Source organism: Streptomyces sp. NPDC058459 (assembly GCF_042721685.1).
Taxonomy (GTDB): Bacteria; Actinomycetota; Actinomycetes; order Streptomycetales; family Streptomycetaceae; genus Streptomyces.
The window spans coordinates 1-23,031 of record NZ_JBHXLV010000100.1; the positions used below are offsets into that span (position 1 = coordinate 1).

Annotated in this window: 19 protein-coding genes and 1 pseudogene; 12 read left to right on the forward strand and 8 right to left on the reverse strand. The window is 74.0% G+C overall.

The window, feature by feature from the left end:
- Positions 1-50: 50 nt before the first annotated feature.
- From ACFWN1_RS19365 to ACFWN1_RS19375, 3 genes are all read right to left on the reverse strand, one after another.
- Positions 51-3,164, reverse strand: a complete 3,114-nt coding sequence (locus ACFWN1_RS19365) for an efflux RND transporter permease subunit (RefSeq protein WP_384363424.1) — start codon at positions 3,162-3,164, stop codon at positions 51-53.
- 168 nt (positions 3,165-3,332) lie between these two features.
- Positions 3,333-4,010, reverse strand: coding sequence for a response regulator (locus ACFWN1_RS19370; RefSeq protein ID WP_384363426.1), 678 nt, complete (start codon positions 4,008-4,010; stop codon positions 3,333-3,335).
- Positions 4,007-5,227: a sensor histidine kinase gene (locus tag ACFWN1_RS19375; protein ID WP_384363428.1), complete on the reverse strand. Its 1,221-nt coding sequence runs from the start codon at positions 5,225-5,227 to the stop codon at positions 4,007-4,009. Before ACFWN1_RS19375 ends, ACFWN1_RS19370 begins: the two co-directional genes overlap by 4 nt.
- 126 nt (positions 5,228-5,353) lie before the next feature.
- On the opposite strand from ACFWN1_RS19375, the gene ACFWN1_RS19380 reads away from it, so the two are divergent.
- The gene (locus ACFWN1_RS19380; protein ID WP_384363430.1) at positions 5,354-6,757 is read left to right on the forward strand and encodes a DUF3616 domain-containing protein; all 1,404 of its coding nucleotides are present in this window, start codon (positions 5,354-5,356) and stop codon (positions 6,755-6,757) included.
- Here the strand turns inward: ACFWN1_RS19380 and ACFWN1_RS19385 are convergent, their stop codons facing one another.
- Together ACFWN1_RS19385 and ACFWN1_RS19390 are read right to left on the reverse strand one after the other, a co-directional pair.
- Entirely contained in the window at positions 6,758-7,036 is a 279-nt protein-coding gene (locus ACFWN1_RS19385) for a hypothetical protein (protein ID WP_384363432.1), read from the reverse strand. It lies immediately after the preceding gene.
- A 33-nt stretch (positions 7,037-7,069) separates the two neighbouring features.
- Entirely contained in the window at positions 7,070-7,855 is a 786-nt protein-coding gene (locus ACFWN1_RS19390) for a PspA/IM30 family protein (RefSeq protein WP_384363434.1), read from the reverse strand.
- 319 nt (positions 7,856-8,174) lie between these two features.
- Between ACFWN1_RS19390 and ACFWN1_RS19395 the strand changes: the two genes are divergently transcribed.
- From ACFWN1_RS19395 to ACFWN1_RS19405, 3 genes are all read left to right on the forward strand, one after another.
- Positions 8,175-8,771 (forward strand): DUF3043 domain-containing protein, encoded by a 597-nt coding sequence (locus ACFWN1_RS19395; protein ID WP_384363436.1) that lies wholly within the window; start codon positions 8,175-8,177, stop codon positions 8,769-8,771.
- 71 nt (positions 8,772-8,842) lie between these two features.
- Positions 8,843-9,598, forward strand: a complete 756-nt coding sequence (locus ACFWN1_RS19400; protein WP_384363459.1) for a class I SAM-dependent methyltransferase — start codon at positions 8,843-8,845, stop codon at positions 9,596-9,598.
- 56 nt (positions 9,599-9,654) lie between these two features.
- Positions 9,655-10,722, forward strand: a complete 1,068-nt coding sequence (locus tag ACFWN1_RS19405) for a S1C family serine protease (protein WP_384363438.1) — start codon at positions 9,655-9,657, stop codon at positions 10,720-10,722.
- A gap of 52 nt (positions 10,723-10,774) precedes the next feature.
- On the opposite strand, the gene ACFWN1_RS19410 is transcribed toward ACFWN1_RS19405, so the two are convergent.
- A complete protein-coding gene (locus ACFWN1_RS19410) occupies positions 10,775-10,984 on the reverse strand; it encodes a hypothetical protein (RefSeq protein WP_384363440.1) in 210 nt (69 codons plus the stop codon).
- 133 nt (positions 10,985-11,117) lie between these two features.
- On the opposite strand from ACFWN1_RS19410, the gene ACFWN1_RS19415 reads away from it, so the two are divergent.
- Positions 11,118-12,317 (forward strand): bifunctional adenosylcobinamide kinase/adenosylcobinamide-phosphate guanylyltransferase, encoded by a 1,200-nt coding sequence (locus ACFWN1_RS19415; RefSeq protein WP_384363442.1) that lies wholly within the window; start codon positions 11,118-11,120, stop codon positions 12,315-12,317.
- On the opposite strand, the gene ACFWN1_RS19420 is transcribed toward ACFWN1_RS19415, so the two are convergent.
- Positions 12,314-13,201, reverse strand: coding sequence for a class I SAM-dependent methyltransferase (locus ACFWN1_RS19420; protein WP_384363443.1), 888 nt, complete (start codon positions 13,199-13,201; stop codon positions 12,314-12,316). The two genes, ACFWN1_RS19415 and ACFWN1_RS19420, sit on opposite strands and share 4 nt — an antisense overlap.
- 132 nt (positions 13,202-13,333) lie before the next feature.
- On the opposite strand from ACFWN1_RS19420, the gene cobT reads away from it, so the two are divergent.
- The 3 genes from cobT (at position 13,334) to ACFWN1_RS19435 (ending at position 16,977) form a co-directional block, all read left to right on the forward strand.
- A complete protein-coding gene (cobT, locus tag ACFWN1_RS19425) occupies positions 13,334-14,416 on the forward strand; it encodes a nicotinate-nucleotide--dimethylbenzimidazole phosphoribosyltransferase (RefSeq protein ID WP_384363445.1) in 1,083 nt (360 codons plus the stop codon).
- 66 nt (positions 14,417-14,482) lie between these two features.
- Complete coding sequence (locus ACFWN1_RS19430; protein ID WP_384363447.1) at positions 14,483-16,282, forward strand: phosphatidylglycerol lysyltransferase domain-containing protein; 1,800 nt, start codon at positions 14,483-14,485, stop codon at positions 16,280-16,282.
- Positions 16,279-16,977 (forward strand): hypothetical protein, encoded by a 699-nt coding sequence (locus tag ACFWN1_RS19435; RefSeq protein ID WP_384363449.1) that lies wholly within the window; start codon positions 16,279-16,281, stop codon positions 16,975-16,977. The genes ACFWN1_RS19430 and ACFWN1_RS19435 overlap by 4 nt, the downstream gene beginning before the upstream one ends.
- Here ACFWN1_RS19435 and ACFWN1_RS19440 read toward each other — a convergent pair.
- Positions 16,917-17,681: a hypothetical protein gene (locus ACFWN1_RS19440; RefSeq protein WP_384363451.1), complete on the reverse strand. Its 765-nt coding sequence runs from the start codon at positions 17,679-17,681 to the stop codon at positions 16,917-16,919. The two genes, ACFWN1_RS19435 and ACFWN1_RS19440, sit on opposite strands and share 61 nt — an antisense overlap.
- A gap of 62 nt (positions 17,682-17,743) precedes the next feature.
- On the opposite strand from ACFWN1_RS19440, the gene ACFWN1_RS19445 reads away from it, so the two are divergent.
- The 4 genes and pseudogenes from ACFWN1_RS19445 to ACFWN1_RS19460 all read left to right on the forward strand — a co-directional run.
- Positions 17,744-18,574, forward strand: coding sequence for an adenosylcobinamide-GDP ribazoletransferase (locus ACFWN1_RS19445; protein ID WP_384363453.1), 831 nt, complete (start codon positions 17,744-17,746; stop codon positions 18,572-18,574).
- Between the two features lie 238 nt (positions 18,575-18,812).
- Complete coding sequence (locus ACFWN1_RS19450; RefSeq protein ID WP_384363455.1) at positions 18,813-20,339, forward strand: leucyl aminopeptidase; 1,527 nt, start codon at positions 18,813-18,815, stop codon at positions 20,337-20,339.
- 232 nt (positions 20,340-20,571) lie between these two features.
- Entirely contained in the window at positions 20,572-21,960 is a 1,389-nt protein-coding gene (lpdA, locus tag ACFWN1_RS19455) for a dihydrolipoyl dehydrogenase (RefSeq protein ID WP_384363457.1), read from the forward strand.
- Positions 21,961-22,022: 62 nt separating this feature from the next.
- Positions 22,023-23,006 (forward strand): annotated as a pseudogene (locus ACFWN1_RS19460) (biotin/lipoyl-containing protein); the annotation flags it as partial.
- Positions 23,007-23,031 lie beyond the last annotated feature (25 nt).

Here is a 23,031-nt window from a genome sequence, read left to right on the forward strand (position 1 = left end):
GTCGGACGCCGTGAGGGTGTCCGACGGGCCTTCCGTCCGTGTGGTGCCGGTCAGACTCCCGCCTTCTCCGGCTCGTCCGAGGACCGCTGCTCCTGCTCCGGTGCCCGCTTCGCCGCCTTCTTCGCCGCCCGGCGCTCCTTGCGCAGCTCCACCATCGCGTAGAGCGTGGGGACCAGCAGCAGGGTGAGCAGGGTCGACGTGATCAGGCCGCCGATCACCACGACCGCCAGCGGCTGGGCGATGAAGCCCCCCTCGCCGGTGACGCCGAGCGCCATCGGAAGCAGGGCGAAGATCGTCGCCAGGGCGGTCATCAGGATCGGGCGGAGCCGGTGCCGGCCGCCTTCCACCACGGCCTCGACGACCCCGTAGCCCTGGGAGCGGTACTGGTTGATCAGGTCGATCAGCACGATCGCGTTGGTCACCACGATGCCGATGAGCATCAGCATGCCGATCATCGCCGGGACGCCCATCGGGGTGCCGGTGAGGATGAGCAGGCCGATCGCGCCGGTGGCCGCGAACGGGATGGAGACCAGCAGGATCAGCGGCTGGACCAGCGACCGGAACGTCGCCACCAGCAGCATGAACACGATGGCGATGGCCGCCAGCATGGCCAGGCCCAGGTTCTTGAAGGCGTCGTCCTGGTCGGAGGAGACCCCGCCGATCTCGGCCGTGGCGCCCGCCGGGAGCTTCAGGGCCTTGATCTTCGACTGGAGCTGGGAACTGACCGCGCCGGTGTTGTCCCCGGTCGGCTTGGCGGTGACGGTGGCGGCGCGGCGGCCGTCGATCCGGGTCATCGACACCGGCCCGTCGACCAGCCGCACGGTGGCGATGTCCCCGAGCTTCACCGCGCCGAGGCGCAGTTCCTTCAGCTGGGCCAGGGTCGCGGCCGGGCGGGCGGACCGTACGACGACGTCGCGTTCGGTGTCGTCCAGGACTGCCTTGCCCGCCGGGACGCCGCGCACGGACTGCGCGACGGCCGCGCCGAGCTTCTGCTCGTCGAAGCCGGCCGCGGCCGCCCTGGCGTTCGCCCGCACCGAGATGCGCGGCACGCTCTGCGCGAGGTCGCTGGTGACGTCGGTGACGTCGTCCAGCCCGGCCACGGTGGAGCGCACCTTCTCGGCGGCCGTGCGCAGGGTCGCGGGGTCGGCGGCCGTGACCTCGACGCTGAGGTCCTGGTTGCCGAAGGCCGCGCCGGCCGAGACGGTGGTCGTCCCCGCGCCGTCGAGCTTCTTCAGCCCGTCCTCCAGCTCGCGCTGCACGTCGGCGGCGGAGCCGGAGTCCTCCAGCATGATCTGGTACGACGCCTGGTTGCTGTCGGTACCACCGCCGAAGGCGGCCATGAAGCCGGAGGAGCCGACGGTGACCTGGTAGTGCTTGATGCCGTCGATCCCGCCGAGCAGCTTCTCCACCCGCCTGGCCTGGGCGTCGGTCGCGGCGAGGCTGGTGCCGGGCTTCAGCTTCTGCTTGACGGTGAGGACCTGCTGCTCGCCCTGGTCGAAGAAGTTGGTCTTCAGCAGCCCGGCCATGCCGAAGGTGCCGAACAGCACGACGACCGCGATCAGCAGGCTGACCAGCCGGCGCCGGGTGGCGAACCGCAGCACGGGGACGTAGACGCGCTGGAGGCGGCTGTTCGCTTCCTTCTCCTCGGCCCGGCGGCGGGCCTCCCCGGCGTCCTCGGGGGTGTTCTTGGGGGCGCGCAGGAACCAGTACGACAGCACCGGCACCACGGTCAGCGACACCAGCAGCGAGGCCAGCAGGGCGGCCGTCACGGTGAGGCTGAACGAGCCGAACAGGGCGCCCACCATGCCGCCGACCAGGCCGATGGGCAGGAAGACGGCGACCGTGGTGAGGGTGGAGGAGGTGACCGCGCCGGCCACCTCGCGGACGGCGCCGAGGATGGCCTCCTCGCGCTCCTCGCCGTAGCCGAGGTGCCGTTTGATGTTCTCCAGCACCACGATCGAGTCGTCCACGACCCGGCCGATGGCGATGGTCAGCGCGCCCAGCGTGAGCATGTTCAGCGAGAGACCGCGGCTCCACAGCACGATCAGCGCCAGCACCACGGAGAGCGGGATGGAGACCGCGGTGACCAGGGTGGAGCGGACCGAGGCCAGGAAGACCAGGATGATCAGCACGGCGAACAGCAGACCGAGCGCACCCTCGGTGGTCAGGCCGTCGATGGCCTTGGACACCTCGGGGCCCTGGTCGCTGACGATGGTCAGCTTCGCGTCCTTGCCGAGGTCGGCCCGGAGCTTCGGGAGCTGGTCCGCGACCGCGTCGGAGATGGCGACGGCGCTGCCGTCGTGGTCCATGGTGACGTTGACGGCGAGGCTGGGCCTGCCGTCGGTGCGGGTCAGCGAGTCGGCCGGGGCGGGCCGCTCGACGACGGTGGCCACGTCACCGAGGCGTACGGGCTTCCCCCCGCCCGGACCCGCGACGCGGAGGTTCTGGATCTGGGCCAGCGAGGTGAAGCCGCCGCCGACCTGGACGGTGCGGTTGGCGCCGTTCTCGTCGAAGGAGCCGGCCGGGACGGACGCGCCGCCCGCCTGGAGCGCCGGGATGAGCACGGCCGGGCTGAGACGCGCCTTGGCGAGCTTGGCCTCGTCGGGGGTGACGGCGACCTGGAGGTCCCGCACGCCCATGACCTGGACCCGGCCGACGCCGTCGATGTTCTTCAGCACGGGGACGACCGAGCGGTCCAGCCGGTCGGCCAGCGCCTGCTGGTCGGTGCCGGAGGACGCGGCGAGCACCACGGTCGGTATGTCGTCGGTGGAGCCGGAGACGACCTGGGGGTCGACGGTGTCCGGGAGCTGGGCGCGGGCCCGGTTGACGGCCTGCTGGACGTCGGTGACGAGCCGCTTGGTGTCGTTGCCGTAGTCGAAGGACGCCATGATCACGGCGTTGCCCTCACTGGCGGTGGAGGTGACCGAGGTGACGCCGTCGACGCCCTGGAGGCCGTCCTCGATGGGCTCGATGACCTGCTTCTCCACCACGTCGGGCGAGGCGCCCTGGTAGGGGGCGATCACCGAGACCACGGGCAGCTCGATGGTGGGCAGCAGTTGCTGCTTGATCTGGGGTATCGCGATCAGGCCGAAGACCAGCGCGATGAGCGACATCAGGCCGATCAGGGCCCGCTGCGCGAGGCTGAAGCGGGACAGCCAGGACATGGGACAGGGTCTCTCTTCCGTGAGCCTTCTGTGAGCGGCAGAAGCTGCGGCGGGACGCGTCTGTGCGCCCACCCCACCACCCTGGTCCATCGCCGGGGCCCGGCCCGTCGCCCCCAGGTCCATTTCCGGGGCGGGCCGGTACTCCGCGCGCAGTAGGGCGGGCGGGGATCAGTCCGACCTCGGGCGGACCAGCCCGGACTCGTAGGCGATGACGACGAGCTGAGCCCGGTCGCGGGCGCCCAGCTTGGCCATGGCCCGGTTGACGTGGGTCTTCACGGTGAGCGGGCTGACCTCCAGCCGCTCGGCGATCTCGTCGTTGGAGTGGCCGCCGGCCACCAGCACCAGCACCTCGCGCTCGCGCCCGGTGAGCGCGTCGAGCCTGGCCAGCCGGGCCGGGTCGGGGCCGGGGGCGTCGGACTGGGCGAGGAAGCGGCCGATCAGGCCCTTGGTGGCGGCCGGGGACAGCAGCGCCTCACCGCTCGCGGCCAGCCGGATGGCGGTGAGCAGTTCCTCGGGTTCGCTGCCCTTGCCGAGAAAGCCGGAGGCGCCCGCGCGCAGCGCCCGTACCACGTAGTCGTCGACCTCGAAGGTGGTCAGGATGACCACCCGGACCTGGGCGAGGTCCGGATCGGCGGCGATCATGCGGGTGGCGGCGAGGCCGTCGGTGCCGGGCATCCGGATGTCCATGAGGACGACGTCGGCGGCGCACTCCTTGGCCAGCCGGACCGCCTCGGCGCCGTCGGACGCCTCCCCCACCACGGACATGCCGGGCTCGGAGTCGACCAGCACCCGGAACGCGCTGCGCAACAGGGCCTGGTCGTCGGCGAGCAGGACGCGGATCGTCATACGGGCTTCCTCTCGGCCCCGGCACGGGCCTGGACGGGCAGGATGGCATGGACGCGGAAGCCGCCGCCGTACCGGGGGCCGGTGGTGAGGGTGCCGCCGAGCGCGCTGACCCGCTCGCGCATGCCGAGCAGCCCGTGCCCGCCGCCCGAGCCGGTGGCCCAGGTGGCGCCCGCACCGTCGTCCAGCACGCTGACCTCGATGTTCGGCCCCACGCGTACGACGCTGACCTCGGCCTTGGCGCCCGTTCCGGCGTGCTTCTGGGCGTTGGTGAGGGCTTCCTGCACGATCCGGTAGGCGGCCAGGTCGACGGCGGCCGGGAGTTCGGTGTCCTGGTCGGTGCGGGCCACCTGGACGGGGAGCCCGGCGCTGCGGAAGGTCCCGGCGAGTTCGTCGAGGCGGCCCAGGCCGGAAGCGGGTTCGGTGGGTGCGGCGGGGTCGTCGGACTGGCGCAGCAGGCCGACCGTGGCACGCAGTTCGTCCAGTGCGGAGCGGCTGGCCTCGCGGACGTGGGCGAGGGCCTCCTTGGCCTGGTCGGGGCGCCGGTCCATGACATGGGCGACGACTCCGGCCTGCACGTTGACCAGGGCGATGTGGTGGGCGACCACGTCGTGGAGTTCGCGGGCGATGCGCAGCCGCTCCTCGGCGACCCGGCGCCGGGCCTCCTCCTCGCGGGTGCGTTCGGCGCGTTCGGCGCGCTCCCGGATGGCCCGCACATAGGCGCGGTGGCTGCGGACGGCGTCACCGGCGGTGGCGCCGATGCCGGTCCAGGCGACGAGGGCGAGGTTCTCCTGCGCGTACCAGGGCAGGGGTCCGGCGGCCATGGCGGCCGCCGTCAGCACGGTCATGGTGAGCAGTCCGACCCGCCAGGTGGTGGCCCGGTCGGTGGTGGAGGCGACGGTGTAGAGGGCGATGACGGTGGTCATCGCCACGGGGGCGCGGGGGTCGCCGGTGACGCACTCGACCAGGGCGAGCACGCCGGTGAACGCCAGCACGGCGAGTGCCGAGCGGCGGCGCAGCACGAGGGCGACGGCGGCCAGGACCATCAGCAGCAGGCTCAGCGCGTCGGGCGGACGGGCGCCCCAGTCCACGCCGTGGTCGCCGTCCGGCGCGGCGAAGGCGCTGCTGATCATGCACAGCAGCACGGCCGCCGAGATCACCGCGTCGAGCGTGAGGGGGTGCGCCTTGAACCGGTCCCGGGCGCGTCGCAGAGTGCTCACCTCATGAACAGTACGGGGCGCCGGAACGGCACGGGTGAGCGCCGGGACGCCAGGTGTCGGGTGGTGTTCGCCGGGGATACCGGTGGTGGACGCCCCTCGTTGACCGGGGCGGCCGAGCCTCCAGGGGTGTCCCGTCGTCGAAAGGCAGTGACCGTGCACCCCCTTGCCTCCCGTCTGCTCCCCACCGCCACCGCCGTCGCCCTGCTGGCGGTCCTCGGCCCCGCCGCCACGGTGCACGCGGCGTCCACCGGCACGCCCACCATCAGGCTCTCCACCGCCTATCTGTCCGGCGCGGCCGGCGCGACCGGTGACCCGGTGGTCACCGTGACGGTCGCGCAGAGCGGCGCGGACGCCTCGGGGCTGACGGTGACGGCGTCCAGGAGCAGCCGGTCCGCGGTGGCGGGCACCGGGGACGTACGCGTCACCGGCGGCGGCGGCACCCGTACGGTCGCGGTGACCGCCCGTGCCCAGGGGTACACCGACCTCACGCTCAAGGTCACCGGCACCGACGGCAGGTCGGCCACCACGACCCTGCACTACGCGGCCTCCCCCGCCGTCCAGCGTTCGGCCGACGCCCGCTACCTCACCGGCGCCGCGGACGCCTCCGCGGCCGTGGACGCCGGGGGCGGGTATGTCCTGGTGGCCGACGACGAGGACAACACCCTGCGCCTGTACGACGGTTCGGCCTCGGGCGCGCCGGTGCGGAGCTGGGACCTGTCCTCCGCGCTGGGCGCGTCCAAGGAGGTCGACATCGAGGGCGCGGCCCGGGTCGGGAACACCGTGTACTGGACGGGCTCGCTCGGCAACAACAAGGACGGCGAGTACAAGCCGGACCGCAACACGGTCTTCACCACCACGCTCTCCGGCTCCGGCGCCGCGACCTCGGTGGCCTTCGGGAGCGCCGGGCACCGGCTGCGGGACGACCTGGTGGCCTGGGACCGGGCCAACGGCGACCGGTACGGCTTCGCGGCCGCCACCGCCGACGGACAGACCCCCAAGCAGGTGGACGGCTTCAACGTGGAGGGCCTGGAGTTCGCACCCGGCTCCACCACCACCGCCTACGTCGGCTTCCGCGCCCCGCTGGTGCCGCCCGGCACGGGCGGGAAGGCGCTGCTCGTGCCGGTGACCAACATGGACCAGGTGGCGCGCGGCGCGAAGGCGGCCGTCGGCACGCCCGTCGAGCTGGACCTCGGCGGTCTCTCGGTGCGTGATCTGCGCCGGAACGACCAGGGGAAGTACCTGATCCTCGCCGGGTCCTGGGCGGCGGAGGACAACAGCGCGCCCTACGCCCTGTACCGTTGGGACGGGGTGGCCGGGCACCAGCCGGTGAAGGCGCTGGACCTGCCCACGGCGGACGCGGGCGGCTGGGAGTCCGTGGTGTCGGTACCCGACCTGGGCGTGCCCGGCGGCCGGGTCCAGCTGATCACCGACGACGGCAGTGCCGACCTGTACGGCGACGGCACCGCGGCCAAGGACCTCTCCCACCCTGAGTGGCAGAAGTCCCGCTCCACCTTCTTCACGCTTCTCTGATCAACCGGGGATCAGCCCGTCGTCGCTGAGCATCTCCCGGACCTCCTCCACGGTGGCGTCCGGGGCGGGCAGGATCAGCTCGGAGGGCTCCAGGGAGTCGTCCGGGAGCGGGGTGCCCAGCTTCCGGACGGCCTCCAGCAGGGCGTGCAGGGTGCGCCGGAAGCCCTCCTCGTCACCGCCCTCGACCTCCGCGAGGAGTTCGTCGTCCAGCCTGTTCAGTTCAGGGAAGCGGGTGTCGTCCAGCCTCACCTGGCCCTCACCCATGATCCGTACGATCATGTCGGCCTCCTCGGCTCGGGTACCGGCGGCGGACTACTGCTTGTCGAAGCGGGGGGTGTCCTGCGGCTGCTGCTGGGCCTGCCCGCCGCCCGTACCGCCCTCGATGGCCTGCTGCTGAGCGGAGGGGCCGCCCGCCAGCTCGGCCTTCATGCGCTGGAGCTCCAGCTCCACGTCCGAGCCGCCGGAGAGGCGGTCCAGCTCGGCCTGGATGTCGTCCTTGGCCATGCCGGACTGGTCGTCGAGGGCGCCGGAGGCGAGCAGCTCGTCGATCGCGCCGGCCCGCGCCTGCAACTGGGCCGTCTTGTCCTCGGCCCGCTGGATCGCCAGGCCCACGTCGCCCATCTCCTCGGAGATGCCGGAGAACGCCTCCCCGATGCGGGTCTGCGCCTGGGCGGCGGTGTACGTGGCCTTGATGGTCTCCTTCTTGGTCCGGAAGGCGTCCACCTTGGCCTGGAGGCGCTGGGCCGCGAGGGTCAGCTTCTCCTCCTCGCCCTGGAGGGTGGCGTGCTGGGTCTCCAGGTCGGTGACCTGCTGCTGGAGGGCGGAGCGGCGGGACAGAGCCTCGCGGGCCAGATCCTCCCGGCCGAGCGCCAGCGCCTTGCGGCCCTGGTCCTCCAGCTTCCCGGACTGCTGCTGCAACTGGTTGAGCTGGAGCTCCAGGCGCTTGCGGGAGGTCGCCACGTCGGCGACACCGCGCCGCACCTTCTGGAGCAGCTCCAGCTGCTTCTGGTACGAGTAGTCGAGGGTCTCGCGCGGGTCCTCGGCCCGGTCAAGGGCCTTGTTCGCCTTCGCGCGGAAGATCATTCCCATACGCTTCATGACACCGCTCATGGGCTTCGCGCGCCCCCTTCTGACGGAAACTCCAGCTCACCGATCCTGCGACAGAACCCACAGTACGGGCCCTGCCACCATTACCGCACCGTTCGGGAAGCGATGCGCTCCTCCCCAAGGACGAGCCACGCCCCGGCCACTCCGGCGTGAGGAGTAGGTGATCCCCGGGGTGGCGCCCCGGCGGCCCTACGACTCGCCCGGGAAGCGCCGCGACGTCCTTTCTGTACCCCGGTAGACGTACGGCGTTGCCGGATCGTTCCCCGAGGGGCTGGGGTACACGCCGGTGATGCCCGTACCCTTGGGTTTTGTGTTCCGTAGCCGTGCGAAGGAAGAGAAGGCACCCGCCGTCAAGGCGCAGGTGACCGGCTCCAGTCAGCCCCGCGACCCGCAGGCCCGCAAGGGCAGGCCCACGCCCAAGCGCAGTGAGGCCCAGTCCCAGCGCCGCGGTGTCGCCAGTACGCCCGTGTCCCGCAAGGACACCGCCAAGCGGCAGCGCGAGGACCGCCGCCAGGCCCTGGAGCGGCAGCGCCGTGCGCTGGCCGGTGGCGACGAGCGGTACCTGCCAGCCCGCGACAAGGGCCCGGTGCGCAAGTTCGCCCGCGACTGGGTGGACTCGCGGATCAACGTGGCGGAGTTCTTCCTCCCGCTGGCCATCGTGATCCTGATCCTCAGCGTGGTGCGGGTGCCCTCGGTCCAGAGCATCGCGCTGCTGCTGTGGGCGATCGTGATCGTGCTGATCGTCATCGACTCGGCCTTCAGCGGCTACCGGCTGCGCAAGCGGCTCGCCGAGAAGTTCCCCGACGTCAACCGCCGGGGCGCCGTCGCCTACGGCCTGATGCGCTCCCTCCAGCTGCGCCGGCTGCGGCTGCCCAAGCCGCAGGTCAAGCGCGGAGAGCGGCCCTGAGCGCAGACACCGCTCCCGGCACCGCCGCCCTGACGGGGCCGGACGCGCCGGGCGAGCTGATCCGGCAGCGCCTGGTCGCCCGGCAGCTGGACGAGCAACTGGCCCGTGTCTTCCCCGTCGGACGGCGGCTGCGCGTGCTCGACGTGGGGATGGGCCGGGGTGCGCAGGCGCTCCGGCTCGCCCGGCTCGGCCACCAGGTGACCGGGGTCGAGCGGGACCCGCGGCTGATCGCGACCGCGCGCGGGACGCTGGCCGAGGAGCCGGACGGCATCCGGGAGCGCGTCCGGCTGGTGCAGGGCGAGGGCCGGGACACCGGGGTGCACTTCCTGCCCGGCAGCTTCGACGTGGTGCTGTGCCACGGCGTGCTGATGCACGTCGAGGAGCCCGATCCGCTGGTGGCCGGGCTCGCCCGGATGCTCGCGCCCGGCGGCCTGCTGTCCCTGCTGGTGCGCAACGGCGACGCCCTCGCCATGACACCCGGCCTCACCGGTGACTGGACCGGCGCGCTGACCGCGCTGGACAGCACCGCCCTGCTCCCCCGCTCCCGTTCCGAGGCGGACGGCGGCACCCCGGCGGCCCCCGCCCCCGAGGGCCGCGCCGACCGGCTGTCCGCCCTGACCGCCACCCTGCACGGCATCGCCGCCCCGCTGCACACCTGGTACGGCGTGCACGTCTTCGCCGGCCGCACCCCGGGCGCCCCGGCGCCGGTCTGCTCCGTCGCCCCCGACGCTCTGGAGACCCTCCTCGCGGTCGAGGAACGCGCGGGCCGCACGGACCCGTACCGAGGAGTCGCGGAACTGCTGCACCTGTGCGGGGTACGGGGCTGATCACGTTCGGGCGTACCTGACGGGCCGCCGTCCCGGGCCCGTGGGGAGACTCGTCCATGGACGCTTCCCGTATCCGGGCCGGGCGCAGGGGTGCCGTGGCCGTCGTGCTGGTGTGCGCCGCCGCCCTGGCCGGCGGCTGCTTGGCGGTGCCGCCGGCCCGGAAGGGCGGGCCGACCGCGCGGGCGGCGCTGCCGCTCGCGGCGAACGACCTCCAGGACCAGTACCAGAGAGTCATCAAGCAGGTGCTGCCCTCGGTCGTGCAGCTCCAGGCGGGGCAGTCCCTCGGCTCGGGCGTCGTGTACGACGACAGGGGCCACATCGTGACCAACGCGCACGTGGTCGGCTCGGAGAAGACGTTCCGGGTGACCACGGCCCGCAGCGAGGAGCCCCTGCCGGCCAGCCTGGTCTACTCCTACCCCGAGCAGGATCTCGCGGTGATCAAGCTGGACAAGGTCCCGGAGGGCCTGCGCCCGGCGGTGTTCGGCGGCTCGGACCAGGTGGCGGCCGGCCAGATCGTGCTGGCCATGGGCTCACCGCTCGGGCTGTCGTCCAGCGTGACCCAGGGCATCGTCTCGGGCACCGGGCGGACCGTCAGCGAACCCGCCGACGAGGGGAGTCCGGGCGCCACGATCGCCAACATGGTGCAGACCTCGGCCGCGATCAATCCGGGCAACAGCGGGGGCGCGCTGGTGAACCTGGACGGGCAGGTCATCGGCATCCCGACCCTGGGCGCCACCGACCCCGGCATGCAGGGTGCCGCGGCGGCGGGCATCGGCTTCGCCATCCCGGCGTCGATGGTGCGCACGGTCGCGGGGCAGATCATCGGCACCGGCAAGGTCACCGACTCGGGCCGGGCCGCGCTGGGCATCACGGTCCGTACGGTCGTGGACGACGGCTACCGGCCCGCCGGAGTGGCCGCGGTCACGGTGCGGGCGGGCGGTCCGGCGGCGCGGGCCGGGCTCAAGGCGGGCGATGTGATCACCCGGCTGGGCGACACCCCGGTCGGCTCGACCACGGAACTCGCCGAGGCGCTGGCGGAGAAGCGGCCGGGCGAGCCGGTCACGGTCACCTACCAGCGGTCGGGCGGCACGCGTACGGCGCGGGTGACGCTCGGGGAGCAGTGAGGGCGCCCGCCGACGGGAGCGGGAGCGATCCCCGCCCCCGCGGGGCCGCCGGCTACTGCTCGGCGTTCAGGCTCATCGGCCCGTAGATCTCCTTGCTCTCCTCGAAGAGCCGCACCTGGTCCGCGCCGCCCTCCAGCAGCGCCTTCCAGTTCTCGCCGACCCAGGACTCGGCGTCGCCCTGCGTGGTGAACTCCTCGGGCTCCACGGCGGGCGGGACCTCCGTCCCGTCGGCCTTCTCGAACCGCCACGTCCACGCTGTCATGCAAGCCTCCTTCGATCCGACTCCTCGGGGCAGCGTATGCGGTCACCGGGGCCGCCCACAGGACATCGTGGATCATCGTCCTGTCAGGTGACCCGGTGCGCGGGGCCCGCGGGGAGAGGTGAAAATCGGTTCCGTGGACGTGACTCTGCTCGGCACCGGCGCCCCCGAGGGGCTGCCCCGCCCCGGCTGCCCCTGTGCCGTGTGCGCGAACGCGCTCGGCCCGGACGCGCGGGCGGCCACCGCGCTGCTGGTGGACGGGGCCCTGCTGCTGGACCTGACACCGGGCGCCGCCTTCGCCGCCGCGCGGGCCGGGCACACGCTGGCCGGGGTGCGCCAGGTGCTGCTGTCCCACCCGCACGACGGGCCCGCCGTGGAGGTCCCGGCCGGGCTGCCGCAGCCGGTCCGGGTGCCGGACGGCCGCGAGCTGACGCTGCTGACGGGGCACCGGGTGCGGGCGCTGGCGATGGACGCGGGCGGTACCGGGTACGAGGTGACCGGGCCGGACGGGCTGACGCTGCTGTACCTCCCGCCGGGCGGGTCCCCGGCGGGACTCGAGCCGCCTGCGGAGCCCTACCACATGGTGCTGGCCGACGTCGTGGGGCGCCCGGACGCGCTGGCCCGGCTGCGGGCGGCCGGTGGGGCGGGTCCGGCGACGGATGTCGTGGCGGTCCATCTGGACCATGACGTGCCGCAGGCCGCGGAGCTGCCCCGGCGGCTGGCGGCGGCCGGGGCGCGGGCGGTGCCGGACGGGGTGACGCTGGCGGTGGGCGCGTACGACGAGGTGCCGGACGTGCCGCGCCGGACGCTGGTGCTGGGCGGCGCCCGCTCGGGCAAGTCGGTGGAGGCGGAACGGCGCCTGGAGTCCTTCCCGGACGTGGTGTACGCGGCGACCGGGGGCACCCGCGCCGGGGACCGCGAGTGGGCGGACCGGGTGAGCGCGCACCGCGAGCGGCGTCCGGGGTCCTGGCGTACGGCGGAGACGACGGACCTGGTCCCCCTGCTGGCCGAGGACGGCCCGCCCCTGCTGATCGACTGCCTGTCCCTGTGGCTCACCGATGTCATGGACGCGGTAGGCGCCTGGGACGACGCCCGGTGGGCGGACGGCGGCGAGAAGGCGCTGCGCGACCGGGTACGCGCGTTGACGCGTGGGGTGCGCGAGACCCCCCGCACGGTGGTCGCCGTCTCCAACGAGGTCGGTTCCGGCATCGTCCCGGCCACCGCCTCGGGCCGCCGCTACCGCGACGAACTCGGCCGCCTGAACACGGCGTTCGCCTCGGAGTGCGAGCAGGTGGTGCTCGTGGTGGCGGGACAGGCGCTGGTGCTGCGGGGCTAGGTCGGCGGGTCGGCAGGCACCCCCGGGGCCGCCTGACCGGGCAGCCGTCCCGGTTTGCGGGCCACGACCCGGTAGGTGTTGGCGAAGCGGGTCCGGCGGGTCAGGGGGGCGAGGAGGCGGTCCAGGGCCGTGGCCGCCGCCAGGGGGGCTCGCAGGGGGCCGGGGAGGGTCGCGGCGGGGCCCTCGGGGTGGTGGACGCGGGCCGTGGTGGTGATCACGCAGTCCTGGGCGCGGAGTTCGGCCTCCAGGTTGGGCAGCGGGAGCAGGTGGGGGTGCGGGGGCCGGCGGAGGCCCAGGAGGCCGAGAAGACCGGCGTGGGCGCTCGCCGGGTCGGGGGCCTCGATCACGAGGTGGCCGCCGGGGCGGAGTACGGCCAGCGCGGCGCGCAGTTCGGCGCGGGGGTCGGGGACCTGGGCCAGGTGGTGGAACAGGCTGACCACGTCGTAGCGGGCGCGCAGCCGGTCGGTCATGCCGGGCGTGGTGAGCAGCCCCCGGTGGGCCTCCTCGACACGGCCCTCGGCGAGCGCCCGCTCGACCCGCGCGGTGGGGTCGAGCCCGTCGAAGCTGGTGTACGGGAAGAACTCCCTGGCGGCCTCGGGAAAGTGGCCGTGCCCGGTGCCGGCGTCGAGCCAGCTCTCGGGGTCGGCCAGGCCGGCCAGGGCGCGGGCGGTGGCCCGGTGGGGGCGGCGGGACGGGGCTCGGGTGTCCTCGGCGGGCGGGGGGTTGCGGAAGACGTGGGCGCACTCCCCGCACTCGTCGAGGGCGACGGCCCGGGGCGGGCGGGGGGGGGGGCGCAGGCGGGCGGAGCCGCACCAGGGACAGTCCTCGCGGCGCGGTCCGGGGAACCGGTCGCTGGCCTGCGGGGCGGAGGGCGAGGGCGGCATGGCGGCTCCCTGTGCGGCATTTCGCGGTAAACCGGAACGTATGGGATGACGATCTTGGGTGCAACGACGTGCGCCGGACGGGGTGGCGGTGTGGCGCGGGGCGCCCGGAGCGCGGGCGGTACTGTTCCGCGAATGGACAGGCTTCGACTGGACGACTTCACCGATCTGATCGAGCGCCCGGACGGCGGCGTGCGCCGGGACGCCGAGGCGCGGCGGGAACGCCTGGCCGTGCCGCCCGGCGCGCTGGGCCGGCTGGACGAGCTGGGCGAGTGGCTGGCGGCCGCTCAGGGCACGGTGCCGGTACGGGCGGTGGAGCGGCCGAGGCTGGTCGTCTTCGCCGGTGACCACGGCATCGCCTCCCTCGGCGTCTCCCGGCGCCCGGCGGGTGGCGCGGCCGGCCTGGTACGGGCGGTGCTGGAGGGCGCGAGCCCGGCCGCCGTGCTGGCCCGCCGGCTGGACGTACCGGTACGGGTGGTGGACCTGGCGCTGGACTGCGACCCGGACACCTTCCCCGCCGAGGTCACCCGGCACCGGGTGCGGCGCGGCAGCGGCCGGATCGACATCGAGGACGCGCTGACCGCCGAGGAGGCCGAGCAGGCGTTCCGCGCGGGCATGGCGGTCGCCGACGAGGAGGCCGACTCAGGTACGGACCTGGTGGTGCTCGGCGATGTGAGCGTGGGCGGTACGACGGCGGCGGCGGTGCTGGTGGCCGCGCTGTGCGGTACGGACGCCTCGGTGGTGACCGGGCGCGGCGGCGAGGCCATCGACGACCTGGCCTGGATGCGCAAGTGCGCGGCGGTACGGGACGTGCTGCGCCGGGCCCGCCCCGTCCTCGGCGACCAGCTCCAGTTGCTGGCGGCGGTGGGCGGCGCCGACCTGACGGCGATGACCGGGTTCCTGCTCCAGTGCGCGGTGCGCAAGCTGCCGGTGATCCTGGACGGCGTGGTGGCCTCGGCCTGCGCGCTGGTGGGCCAGCGGGTGGCGTTCCGGGCGCCGGACTGGTGGCTCGCGGGCCACGACAGCGGTGAGCCGGGGCAGGCGAAGGCGCTGGACCGGATGGCGCTGGAGCCGCTGCTGACCCAGGGCGTACGGGTCGGTGAGGGTGCGGGCGCCCTGCTGGCGCTCCCCCTGGTCCGCTCGGCCGCCGCGCTGGCCGCGGAGCTTCCGGAGCGGGCGGAGGCGAGGCGGCCCGAGGACGCCGAAGAGAGCGTCTAGCCCGGCCGCACCCCACGGGCCCGATGAGCGCGTTTCGTGGCAGACGCGGACATATGATCCCCGCTCATGGGAGATGCCCGAGTTGCCGACCGGCCGAGCGAGCCGGACCAGCGGACCGAGCGGCCGGGGCGGCGGCCGGGCGGGGCGGCGGCGCCCCGGGCCGCCGCCGGCGCGGTCTGGTATCTGCGGGCGGTCGCGTTCGTCAACTTCCTCAGCGCGGTGTGGGTCTCGCTGGGCCAGGACGTGCGCCGCCACAACCAGGAGAACCTGTTCACGCCGTACCTGCTGACGGCCGGGTTCGCCTCGGGTGTCTTCACCGCGTTCCTGGCCGTCACCATGCGGCGGCGCAAGCGGGCCGCGTGGATTCTCAACCTGGTGCTCAGCGGGGCGTTCCTGGCCCTGTTCGCGGTCGCCATGGCCTTCCCGGAGATCCGCCGCGTCCCGCAGAACTGGGTCTCGCTGGCGCTGACGTCCGCCTTCGTCGCCGTCCTGCTGGTCGGCCGCCGGGAGTTCTACGCCAAGGGCGACCGTGCCAACCCCCGGCTCGCCGCGACCGTGGCCCTGGGCGGCGGCACGGTCGCCTCGCTGCTGGCCGCGCTGCTGGTGACGGCCACCAACCAGGCGCCGGACGCGGCCCGTTCGACCTTCCCCGAGCGCTGGCTCTACGGCACGCTGCGGCTGGTGTCGGTGGCCACCGAGGAGTCCGGTTTCCGCGGCGTCGACGCGCCCGGCTGGGCCGACGTCACCGTGAACGTGCTCAGCACGGCCCTCCTCCTCGCCGTCCTGTACGCCGCCTTCCGCTCCCGGCGTGCCGTGGACCCGCTCACCGAGGACGACGAGAAGCGGCTGCGGGAACTGCTGGACAGACACGGCGAGCGCGACTCCCTCGGCTACTTCGCGCTGCGCCGGGAGAAGAGCGTGCTGTGGTCCCCGACCGGCAAGGCGGCCGTCGCCTACCGGGTGGTCGGCGGGGTCAGCCTGGCCTCCGGGGACCCGCTGGGCGACCCCGAGGCATGGCCCGGCGCCATCGCGCCCTGGCTGGCCGAGGCGCGGGCGCACGGCTGGATTCCGGCGGTGATGGGCGCGAGCGAGGAGGCCGGCACCGTCTACGCCCGGCATGGCCTGGACGCCCTGGAACTCGGCGACGAAGCCGTCGTGGAGGTCGCCGAGTTCACCCTGGAGGGCCGCGCGATGCGCACCGTGCGGCAGGCGTACAACCGGGTGCGGCGGGCCGGGTACCAGGTACGGATGCGGCGGCACGCGGACATCCCGGCGGCCGAGATGGCCCGGCTGGTGGAGCGGGCCGACGACTGGCGGGACGGCGCCACCGAGCGGGGCTTCAGCATGGCGCTCGGCCGGCTCGCGGACCCGGAGGACGGCCGGTGCGTGATGCTGGAGTGCACCGACGCCGAGGGCCGGCTGCGCGCCCTGCTGTCGTTCGTGCCGTGGGGCCCCGGCGGGCTCTCGCTGGACCTGATGCGCCGTGACCGGGACAGCGACAACGGGCTGATGGAGTTCATGGTGATCGACCTCCTGCGCCGCTCGCGGGAGGTCGGGGTCGGCCAGGTCTCGCTGAACTTCGCCGTGTTCCGCTCGGTGTTCGAGCGCGGCGCCCGCCTGGGCGCCGGGCCGGTGCTGCGGCTGTGGCGCTCGCTGCTGAGCTTCTTCTCCCGCTGGTGGCAGATCGAGTCGCTGTACCGGGCGAACGCCAAGTACCGGCCCATCTGGGAACCGCGCTTCCTGGTCTTCGAGAAGAGCGCCGACCTGCCCCGGATCGCCCTGGCGGCGGCCCGCGCGGAGGGGTTCCTCGAAGCGCCGGGCCTGCCGAAGTGGCTGCACCGCAGACAGCTGGAGACGCACCGGTGAGAGCCTGGGCCCGCACCGAATGGGGCCCGCTGCACACGGCCCTGCACAGGGCCCTGCGGACGGCGCTGCGCACGCGCGGCCCGCTGCCCGGGGCCCCGCTGACGCTCGGCGCGGTGTTCCTGACCGCGCTGCTCCAGTTCGTACAGAACCAGCCGTGGGGCTTCGCGCTGGTGGAGGCGGCCGGTGCGGTACGGGCCGCCGATCCGCTCTGGCTGGCGCTGCTGCGCACCCCGCTCTCCCTGTTCGTGCCCGCGCTGGACCTGCCGGTGTGGGGCGCGTTGGCCCAGGTGCTCTTCGTGTTCGGCATCGCGGAACTCTGCCTGGGCCGCCGCCGCACGCTGCTCATCGCGTACGCCGCCACGCTGGCCGGGACGCTGTACGCCCGCGCCGGCATCGCCCTCGGCCCGCACGCCCCGTTCGGGCTGCCCGCCTCGGACGCGCTGGTGGTGGACACCGGCCCGTCGGCGGCCGTGGTGGGGCTCGCGGTGTACGTCGCGGTGCGGCACCACGCGCGGGTGACGGCGGTGGCGGTGCCGGGCGCGATGGTGGTCGAGGTGCTGCTGAAGGACAACCTGGCGGGCAAGGAACACCTGGCCGCGCTGCTCGCGGTGGGCACGCTGTGCCTGGCGGGGCGTCAGTCGCCGCTGGGCAGCCGGGCCGGGGACGGGTCGGGCTTGCCGCCGATCCAGTCCTGAACCGTCCGCCGGGGCCCGGCCCAGCGCCGGTCGTGCCGGTAGGCGCGCAGCAGGGAGCGGGCGCGGGCGCGCGGCCTGCGGCCGTAGAAACGGCGCGCCCAGGGCGAGGTGGGCCGGGCCAGCCGGAGCGCGCCCCCGAGGGCCAGCAGCGGCACGATCACGCCGAACACGGCGATACGGGCCTTGCCCTTGCTCAACGCGACCAGCGAGACGAGGAAGTTGGCCGCGACGAACGCGATGGCCCCGCCCCGGTCCTGCACTTCGTCCTGCGAGAGGTCGTTGACGCCGAACGGCGAGAAGCCCGCGAGCAGCAGCCCGACCAGCGCGGCGGTGATGACCACGACCTCGACGCTCTTGCGGCCCTCCGCGCTCCAGTACACGTCGTCCAGATGCAGGATCAGCGCGAACTCGTCCAGCACCAGACCGGCGCCGATCCCGAATACCACGGCGGCGATCGCGCCGCCCGCCCCGTGCCGGTCGCTGGCGACGGCGCCGAAGCCGCCGACGACGGTGAGCACCACACCGGGCACCACGTGGTGGATGTGCACCCCGCCCGCCCGGACGTTGCCGAACGGGCCTTTCCCGGCCCGGATCAGACGGACGATGATCCGGGTCACGACGAAGGTGACCACGAACGAGGTCAGGGCCAGCAGCAGCGGGAGCTTGCCCGGTTCCAGGATGTTCCGCTCCCACCAGTGCCCCATGTGCGCACTTTATCCCCGGCCCGCCGCCCGGGGCCCGGCGACAGCCCCGGTAGCCTGCGCCGATGCCCGAGACGCCCCCGCCCGACCCGCACAGCCCCCCAGGCCCGCTCGACGGGCCCCGCTTCGCCTTCGGCACCCTCACCGTGATCCCGGTCCGGGTGCGCCGGTGGGACCGGCCGGCCGCGCGGGCGGGCATGCTGTGCGCGCCGCTGACCGGGCCGGCGGTGGGTGTGAGCGCGGCCGGACTCGGGCTGCTGCTCCTGCTGCTGGGCGCGGGCCCGCTGCTCGCCGCCGTCGCCTCGGCCGCCGTACCGGCCGCGCTCACCCGGGGGCTGCATCTGGACGGGCTCGCGGACACCGCCGACGGGCTGGGCAGCGGCAAGCCCGCCGAACAGGCCCTCGCCGTCATGAAGCGGTCCGACATCGGGCCGTTCGGCGTGCTCACGCTCGTACTGACGCTGCTGGCCCAGGTCGCCGCCCTCGCGGAGCTGTACGGCGACTCGTGGGCGCGGGGCGCGCTCGGGGCGGTGGTGTCGGCGGTCGCGGCCCGGCTGGCGCTCACGCTGGCGGCGCGTACCGGGGTGCCGGCCGCCAGGCCGGAGGGGCTGGGGGCGGCGGTGGCCGGGGTGGTGCCGGTGCCGGGCGCGTGGGCGGTCGCGGCGGTGGTGACGCTGGCGGCCGGGGCGGGCGGGGCGCTGCTCGGGACGGGGGAGGCGCTGCGCGCGGCGGCGGCCGTACCGCTCAGCCTGGTGCCGGCCGAACTCCTGCTGCGCCGCTGCGTCTCCCGCTTCGGCGGGGTCACCGGGGACGTGTTCGGCGCCCTCGCGGAGACCGCGGCCACGGCCGCGCTGCTCGTGCTGTGCCTGGGAGGCACCGGCCCGCTGGGCGGCTGAGAGCGGCAACTGTTCGGTACTTGGGGCGACTTGTCCCACCTCCCTGACCGGGGCGCCCGGAGTGCCGGCGGCCCGCGTGGTCCTCGGGAATGAGCGAACGCACTTACGCGCGTAGTCTCGTGGCGGGTGTTCGCCGACAGGGAGTCGACCCACCCCTTGCGGCGGTCGCCCCTCGCGGACGACCGGCCCCAGCAAACGGCCCCAGCAAACCTCACATCGGAAGCGAGATCTCACCACCGTGACTGCTCTGACTCTCAAGCCCGCCGCGGCGCCCGGCCCGCGGGCCGACGCGATCGTGATCGGTGTCGCCAAGGCCGGCACGGGTCCCGTCGTGGCACCCGGCGCCGAGGCCGTGGACCAGGCGTACGACGGCGGGCTGGCCGGCGTCCTGAAGACCCTCGGTGCCTCGGGCGCCGAGGGCGAGCTGACCAAGCTGCCCGCCCCCGCCGGTCTCGGTACCCCGCTCGTGGTGGCGGTCGGCCTGGGCGCCGAGCCCGAGGCGGACGCCGGCTACGGCACCGAGGCGCTGCGCCGGGCCGCCGGTGTGGCCGCCCGCGGCCTCTCCGGCACCGGCAAGGCGTCCTTCGCGCTCCCCGTCGACGGTCCGGGCGCGCTGGCCGCGATCGCCGAGGGCGTGCTGCTCGGCGCGTACGCCTTCGACGCGTACAAGGAGAGCCCGAAGGACGACGAGGCGAAGAACGACAGCGGCCCGCTCGGCGAGGCCGTGCTGCTCGGCGGCGAGGAGGGCGAGGCCGGTCACCAGGCCGCCGTCGACCGCGCGACCGCGCTCGGCGAGGAGCTGAACCGCGCCCGCGACCTCGTCAACACCCCGCCGAACGACCTGGACCCCGAGGCGTTCGCCGCCGTCGCCCAGGCCGCCGCCGACGAGCACGGCCTCAGCATCGAGGTGCTGGACGAGCAGGCCCTGAAGGACGGCGGCTACGGCGGCATCCTCGGTGTCGGCGGTGGCTCGGCCTCCACCCCGCGCCTGGTGAAGCTGGCGTACACGCACCCGGAGGCCGAGAAGCACCTCGCCTACGTCGGCAAGGGCATCACCTACGACTCGGGCGGCATCTCGCTCAAGCCGGCCGGGCACAACGAGACGATGAAGTGCGACATGGCCGGTGCCGCCGCCGTGTTCGCCGCCGTCGTCGCGGCCGCCCGCCTCGGCCTGAAGGTCGACGTGACCGGCTGGCTGGCGCTCGCCGAGAACATGCCGTCCGGCTCCGCCACCCGCCCGGGTGATGTGCTGCGCATGTACAGCGGCAAGACCGTCGAGGTGCTCAACACCGACGCCGAGGGCCGGCTGGTCCTTGCCGACGCGCTGTGGGCGGCCTCGGCCGAGGAGCCGGACGCGATCGTGGACGTGGCCACGCTCACCGGCGCGATGGTGCTGGCCCTGGGCAGCCGGACCTTCGGCGTCATGGCCAACGACGACGCGTTCCGCACCGCCGTGCACGAGGCGGCCGAGGAGACCGGCGAGCCGGCGTGGCAGATGCCGCTCCCCGAGCACCTGCGCAAGGGCATGGACTCCCCCGTCGCCGACATCGCCAACATGGGCGAGCGGATGGGCGGCGGCCTGGTCGCCGGCCTGTTCCTGCGCGAGTTCATCGGCGAGGGCATCACCTGGGCCCACCTGGACATCGCGGGCCCGGCCTTCAACGAGGGCGGCGCCTTCGGCTACACGCCCAAGGGCGGCACCGGCACGGCCGTGCGCACCCTGCTGCGGCTGGCCGAGCAGGCCGCCAACGGCGACCTCGGCTGAGTCGCACACGGCACCTGGAGGGAGGCGCGGACCGGGCCGGTCCGCGCCCCCTGGCACGGACGTGGGGCGTCTCACACCCGGGCCCGGCGTCCGCCGCACCCCCGACAGGTGCAAAGATGGAGCCCGGCAGGACAGGGCCCCCACCACAGGGCCGAAGCATCGAGCGGCCGGACACCAGCCGCCTGCCGGTCGTCGAAGACCGGCACAGGCGCACATGCATGGAGGACGTGACGTGGCGAACGACGCCAGCACCGTTTTCGACCTAGTGATCCTCGGCGGCGGCAGCGGTGGTTACGCCGCGGCCCTGCGCGGAGCCCAGCTGGGCCTGGACGTCGCCCTGATCGAGAAGGACAAGGTCGGCGGCACCTGCCTGCACAAGGGGTGCATCCCCACCAAGGCCCTGCTGCACGCGGGCGAGATCGCCGACCAGGCCCGCGAGAGCGAGCAGTTCGGTGTCAAGGCGACCTTCGAGGGCATCGACGTACCGGCCGTCCAGAAGTACAAGGACGACGTGATCTCGGGCCTGTACAAGGGCCTCCAGGGTCTGATCGCCTCCCGCAAGGTGACGTACATCGAGGGCGAGGGCCGGCTGTCCTCCCCCACGTCGGTGGACGTCGGCGGCCAGCGCGTCGAGGGCCGGCACGTCCTGCTGGCGACCGGCTCCGTGCCGAAGTCGCTGCCGGGCCTGGAGATCGACGGCGACCGGATCATCTCCTCCGACCACGCCCTCGTCCTGGACCGCGTGCCCAAGTCCGCGATCGTCCTCGGCGGCGGTGTCATCGGCGTCGAGTTCGCCTCGGCGTGGAAGTCCTTCGGCTCGGACATCACCGTCATCGAGGGCCTGAAGCACCTGGTGCCGGTCGAGGACGAGAACTCCTCCAAGCTGCTGGAGCGCGCCTTCCGCAAGCGCGGGATCAAGTTCAACCTCGGCACCTTCTTCGAGAAGGCCGAGTACACCCAGGACGGCGTCAAGGTCACCCTGGCCGACGGCAAGGAGTTCGAGGCCGAGATCCTCCTCGTCGCCGTGGGCCGCGGCCCGGTGTCCCAGAACCTCGGTTACGAGGAGCAGGGCGTCACCATCGACCGCGGCTACGTCCTGGTCGACGAGTACATGCGGACCAACGTGCCGACCGTCTCGGCCGTCGGTGACCTCGTCCCGACCCTCCAGCTCGCCCACGTCGGCTTCGCCGAGGGCATCCTGGTCGCCGAGCGGCTGGCCGGCCTGAAGGCCGTCCCGATCGACTATGACGGCGTGCCGCGGGTGACGTACTGCCACCCGGAGGTCGCCTCCGTCGGCATCACCGAGGCCAAGGCCAAGGAGATCTACGGCGCGGACAAGGTCGTCGCCCTGAAGTACAGCCTGGCGGGCAACGGCAAGAGCAAGATCCTGAAGACCGCCGGCGAGATCAAGCTCGTCCAGGTCAAGGACGGTGCCGTGGTCGGTGTCCACATGGTCGGCGACCGTATGGGCGAGCAGGTCGGCGAGGCTCAGCTGATCTACAACTGGGAGGCGCTGCCCGCCGAGGTGGCCCAGCTCATCCACGCCCACCCGACGCAGAACGAGGCGCTCGGCGAGGCGCACCTGGCGCTGGCCGGAAAGCCGCTGCACGCCCACGACTGAGCCTTCGGCCCCCCGGGCGCGACGACACAGACTTCCGCAATTCCTAAGGAGCAACAGAAACCATGGCGGTTTCCGTAACCCCTCCGGCGCTCGGTGAGAGCGTCACCGAGGGCACTGTCACCCGCTGGCTGAAGGCCGAGGGCGAGCGCGTCGAGGCCGACGAGCCGCTGCTGGAGGTGTCGACCGACAAGGTCGACACCGAGATCCCCTCGCCCGTCTCCGGCACGCTGGCTTCGATCAAGGTCGCCGAGGACGAGACCGTCGAGGTCGGCGCCGAGCTGGCCCTGATCGACGACGGCTCCGGCGCCCCCGCCGAGGCCCCTGCCCCGGCCGCCGAGGAGGCTCCCGCCGCCGAGGCTCCGGCCCCGGCCGCCGAGGAGGCCCCGCAGGCCGCCCCGTCCACCGAGCAGGAGGCGCCCGCCCCGGCGCCGACCGCTGAGGCCGCCGCCGGCGGCGGGTCCGCCGAGGGCACCGACGTGGTCCTGCCCGCGCTGGGCGAGTCGGTCACCGAGGGCACCGTCACCCGCTGGCTGAAGTCGGTGGGCGACTCCGTCGAGGCCGACGAGCCGCTGCTCGAGGTCTCCACGGACAAGGTCGACACCGAGATCCCGGCGCCCACCTCGGGCACCCTGCTGGAGATCGTGGTCGGCGAGGACGAGACCGCCGAGGTCGGCGCCAAGCTCGCCGTCATCGGCGTGGCGGGTGCCGCCCCGGCCGCCGCTCCCGAGGCCCCGAAGGCGCCTGCCGCCGAGGCCCCGGCCGCCCCGGCTCCGGCCGCCCCCGCCGCCCCGGCCCCGCAGGCTCCGGCCCCGCAGGCCCCGTCGGCTCCCGCCCCGCAGCAGCAGACCACCCCGGCTCCCGAGCCGGCCCCGTCCGCTCCGGCTCCGGCGCCCGCCCCGGCGCCGGCTCCGGCCGCCCCGGCGACCGCGCCCAGCGCGCCGGCCGCCGCCCAGGCGACCGACGAGGGCGCCTACGTGACCCCGCTGGTGCGCAAGCTCGCCGCCGAGAACGGTGTTTTAATTTTATATGTGATGGGGACCGGGTTGTGTTGAGGATTGTTGATGTAGGTGG

Bases quoted from the DNA above. Each gene is read 5' to 3' on its own strand.
- ACFWN1_RS19365 (WP_384363424.1), bottom strand. From the start codon at position 3,164: ATGTCCTGGCTGTCCCGCTTCAGCCTCGCGCAGCGGGCCCTGATCGGC.
- ACFWN1_RS19370 (WP_384363426.1), bottom strand. From the start codon at position 4,010: ATGACGATCCGCGTCCTGCTCGCCGACGACCAGGCCCTGTTGCGCAGC.
- ACFWN1_RS19385 (WP_384363432.1), bottom strand. From the start codon at position 7,036: ATGATCGTACGGATCATGGGTGAGGGCCAGGTGAGGCTGGACGACACC.
- ACFWN1_RS19390 (WP_384363434.1), bottom strand. From the start codon at position 7,855: ATGAAGCGTATGGGAATGATCTTCCGCGCGAAGGCGAACAAGGCCCTT.
- ACFWN1_RS19405 (WP_384363438.1), top strand. From the start codon at position 9,655: ATGGACGCTTCCCGTATCCGGGCCGGGCGCAGGGGTGCCGTGGCCGTC.
- ACFWN1_RS19410 (WP_384363440.1), bottom strand. From the start codon at position 10,984: ATGACAGCGTGGACGTGGCGGTTCGAGAAGGCCGACGGGACGGAGGTC.
- ACFWN1_RS19420 (WP_384363443.1), bottom strand. From the start codon at position 13,201: ATGCCGCCCTCGCCCTCCGCCCCGCAGGCCAGCGACCGGTTCCCCGGA.
- cobT (WP_384363445.1), top strand. From the start codon at position 13,334: ATGGACAGGCTTCGACTGGACGACTTCACCGATCTGATCGAGCGCCCG.
- ACFWN1_RS19430 (WP_384363447.1), top strand. From the start codon at position 14,483: ATGGGAGATGCCCGAGTTGCCGACCGGCCGAGCGAGCCGGACCAGCGG.
- ACFWN1_RS19440 (WP_384363451.1), bottom strand. From the start codon at position 17,681: ATGGGGCACTGGTGGGAGCGGAACATCCTGGAACCGGGCAAGCTCCCG.
- ACFWN1_RS19445 (WP_384363453.1), top strand. From the start codon at position 17,744: ATGCCCGAGACGCCCCCGCCCGACCCGCACAGCCCCCCAGGCCCGCTC.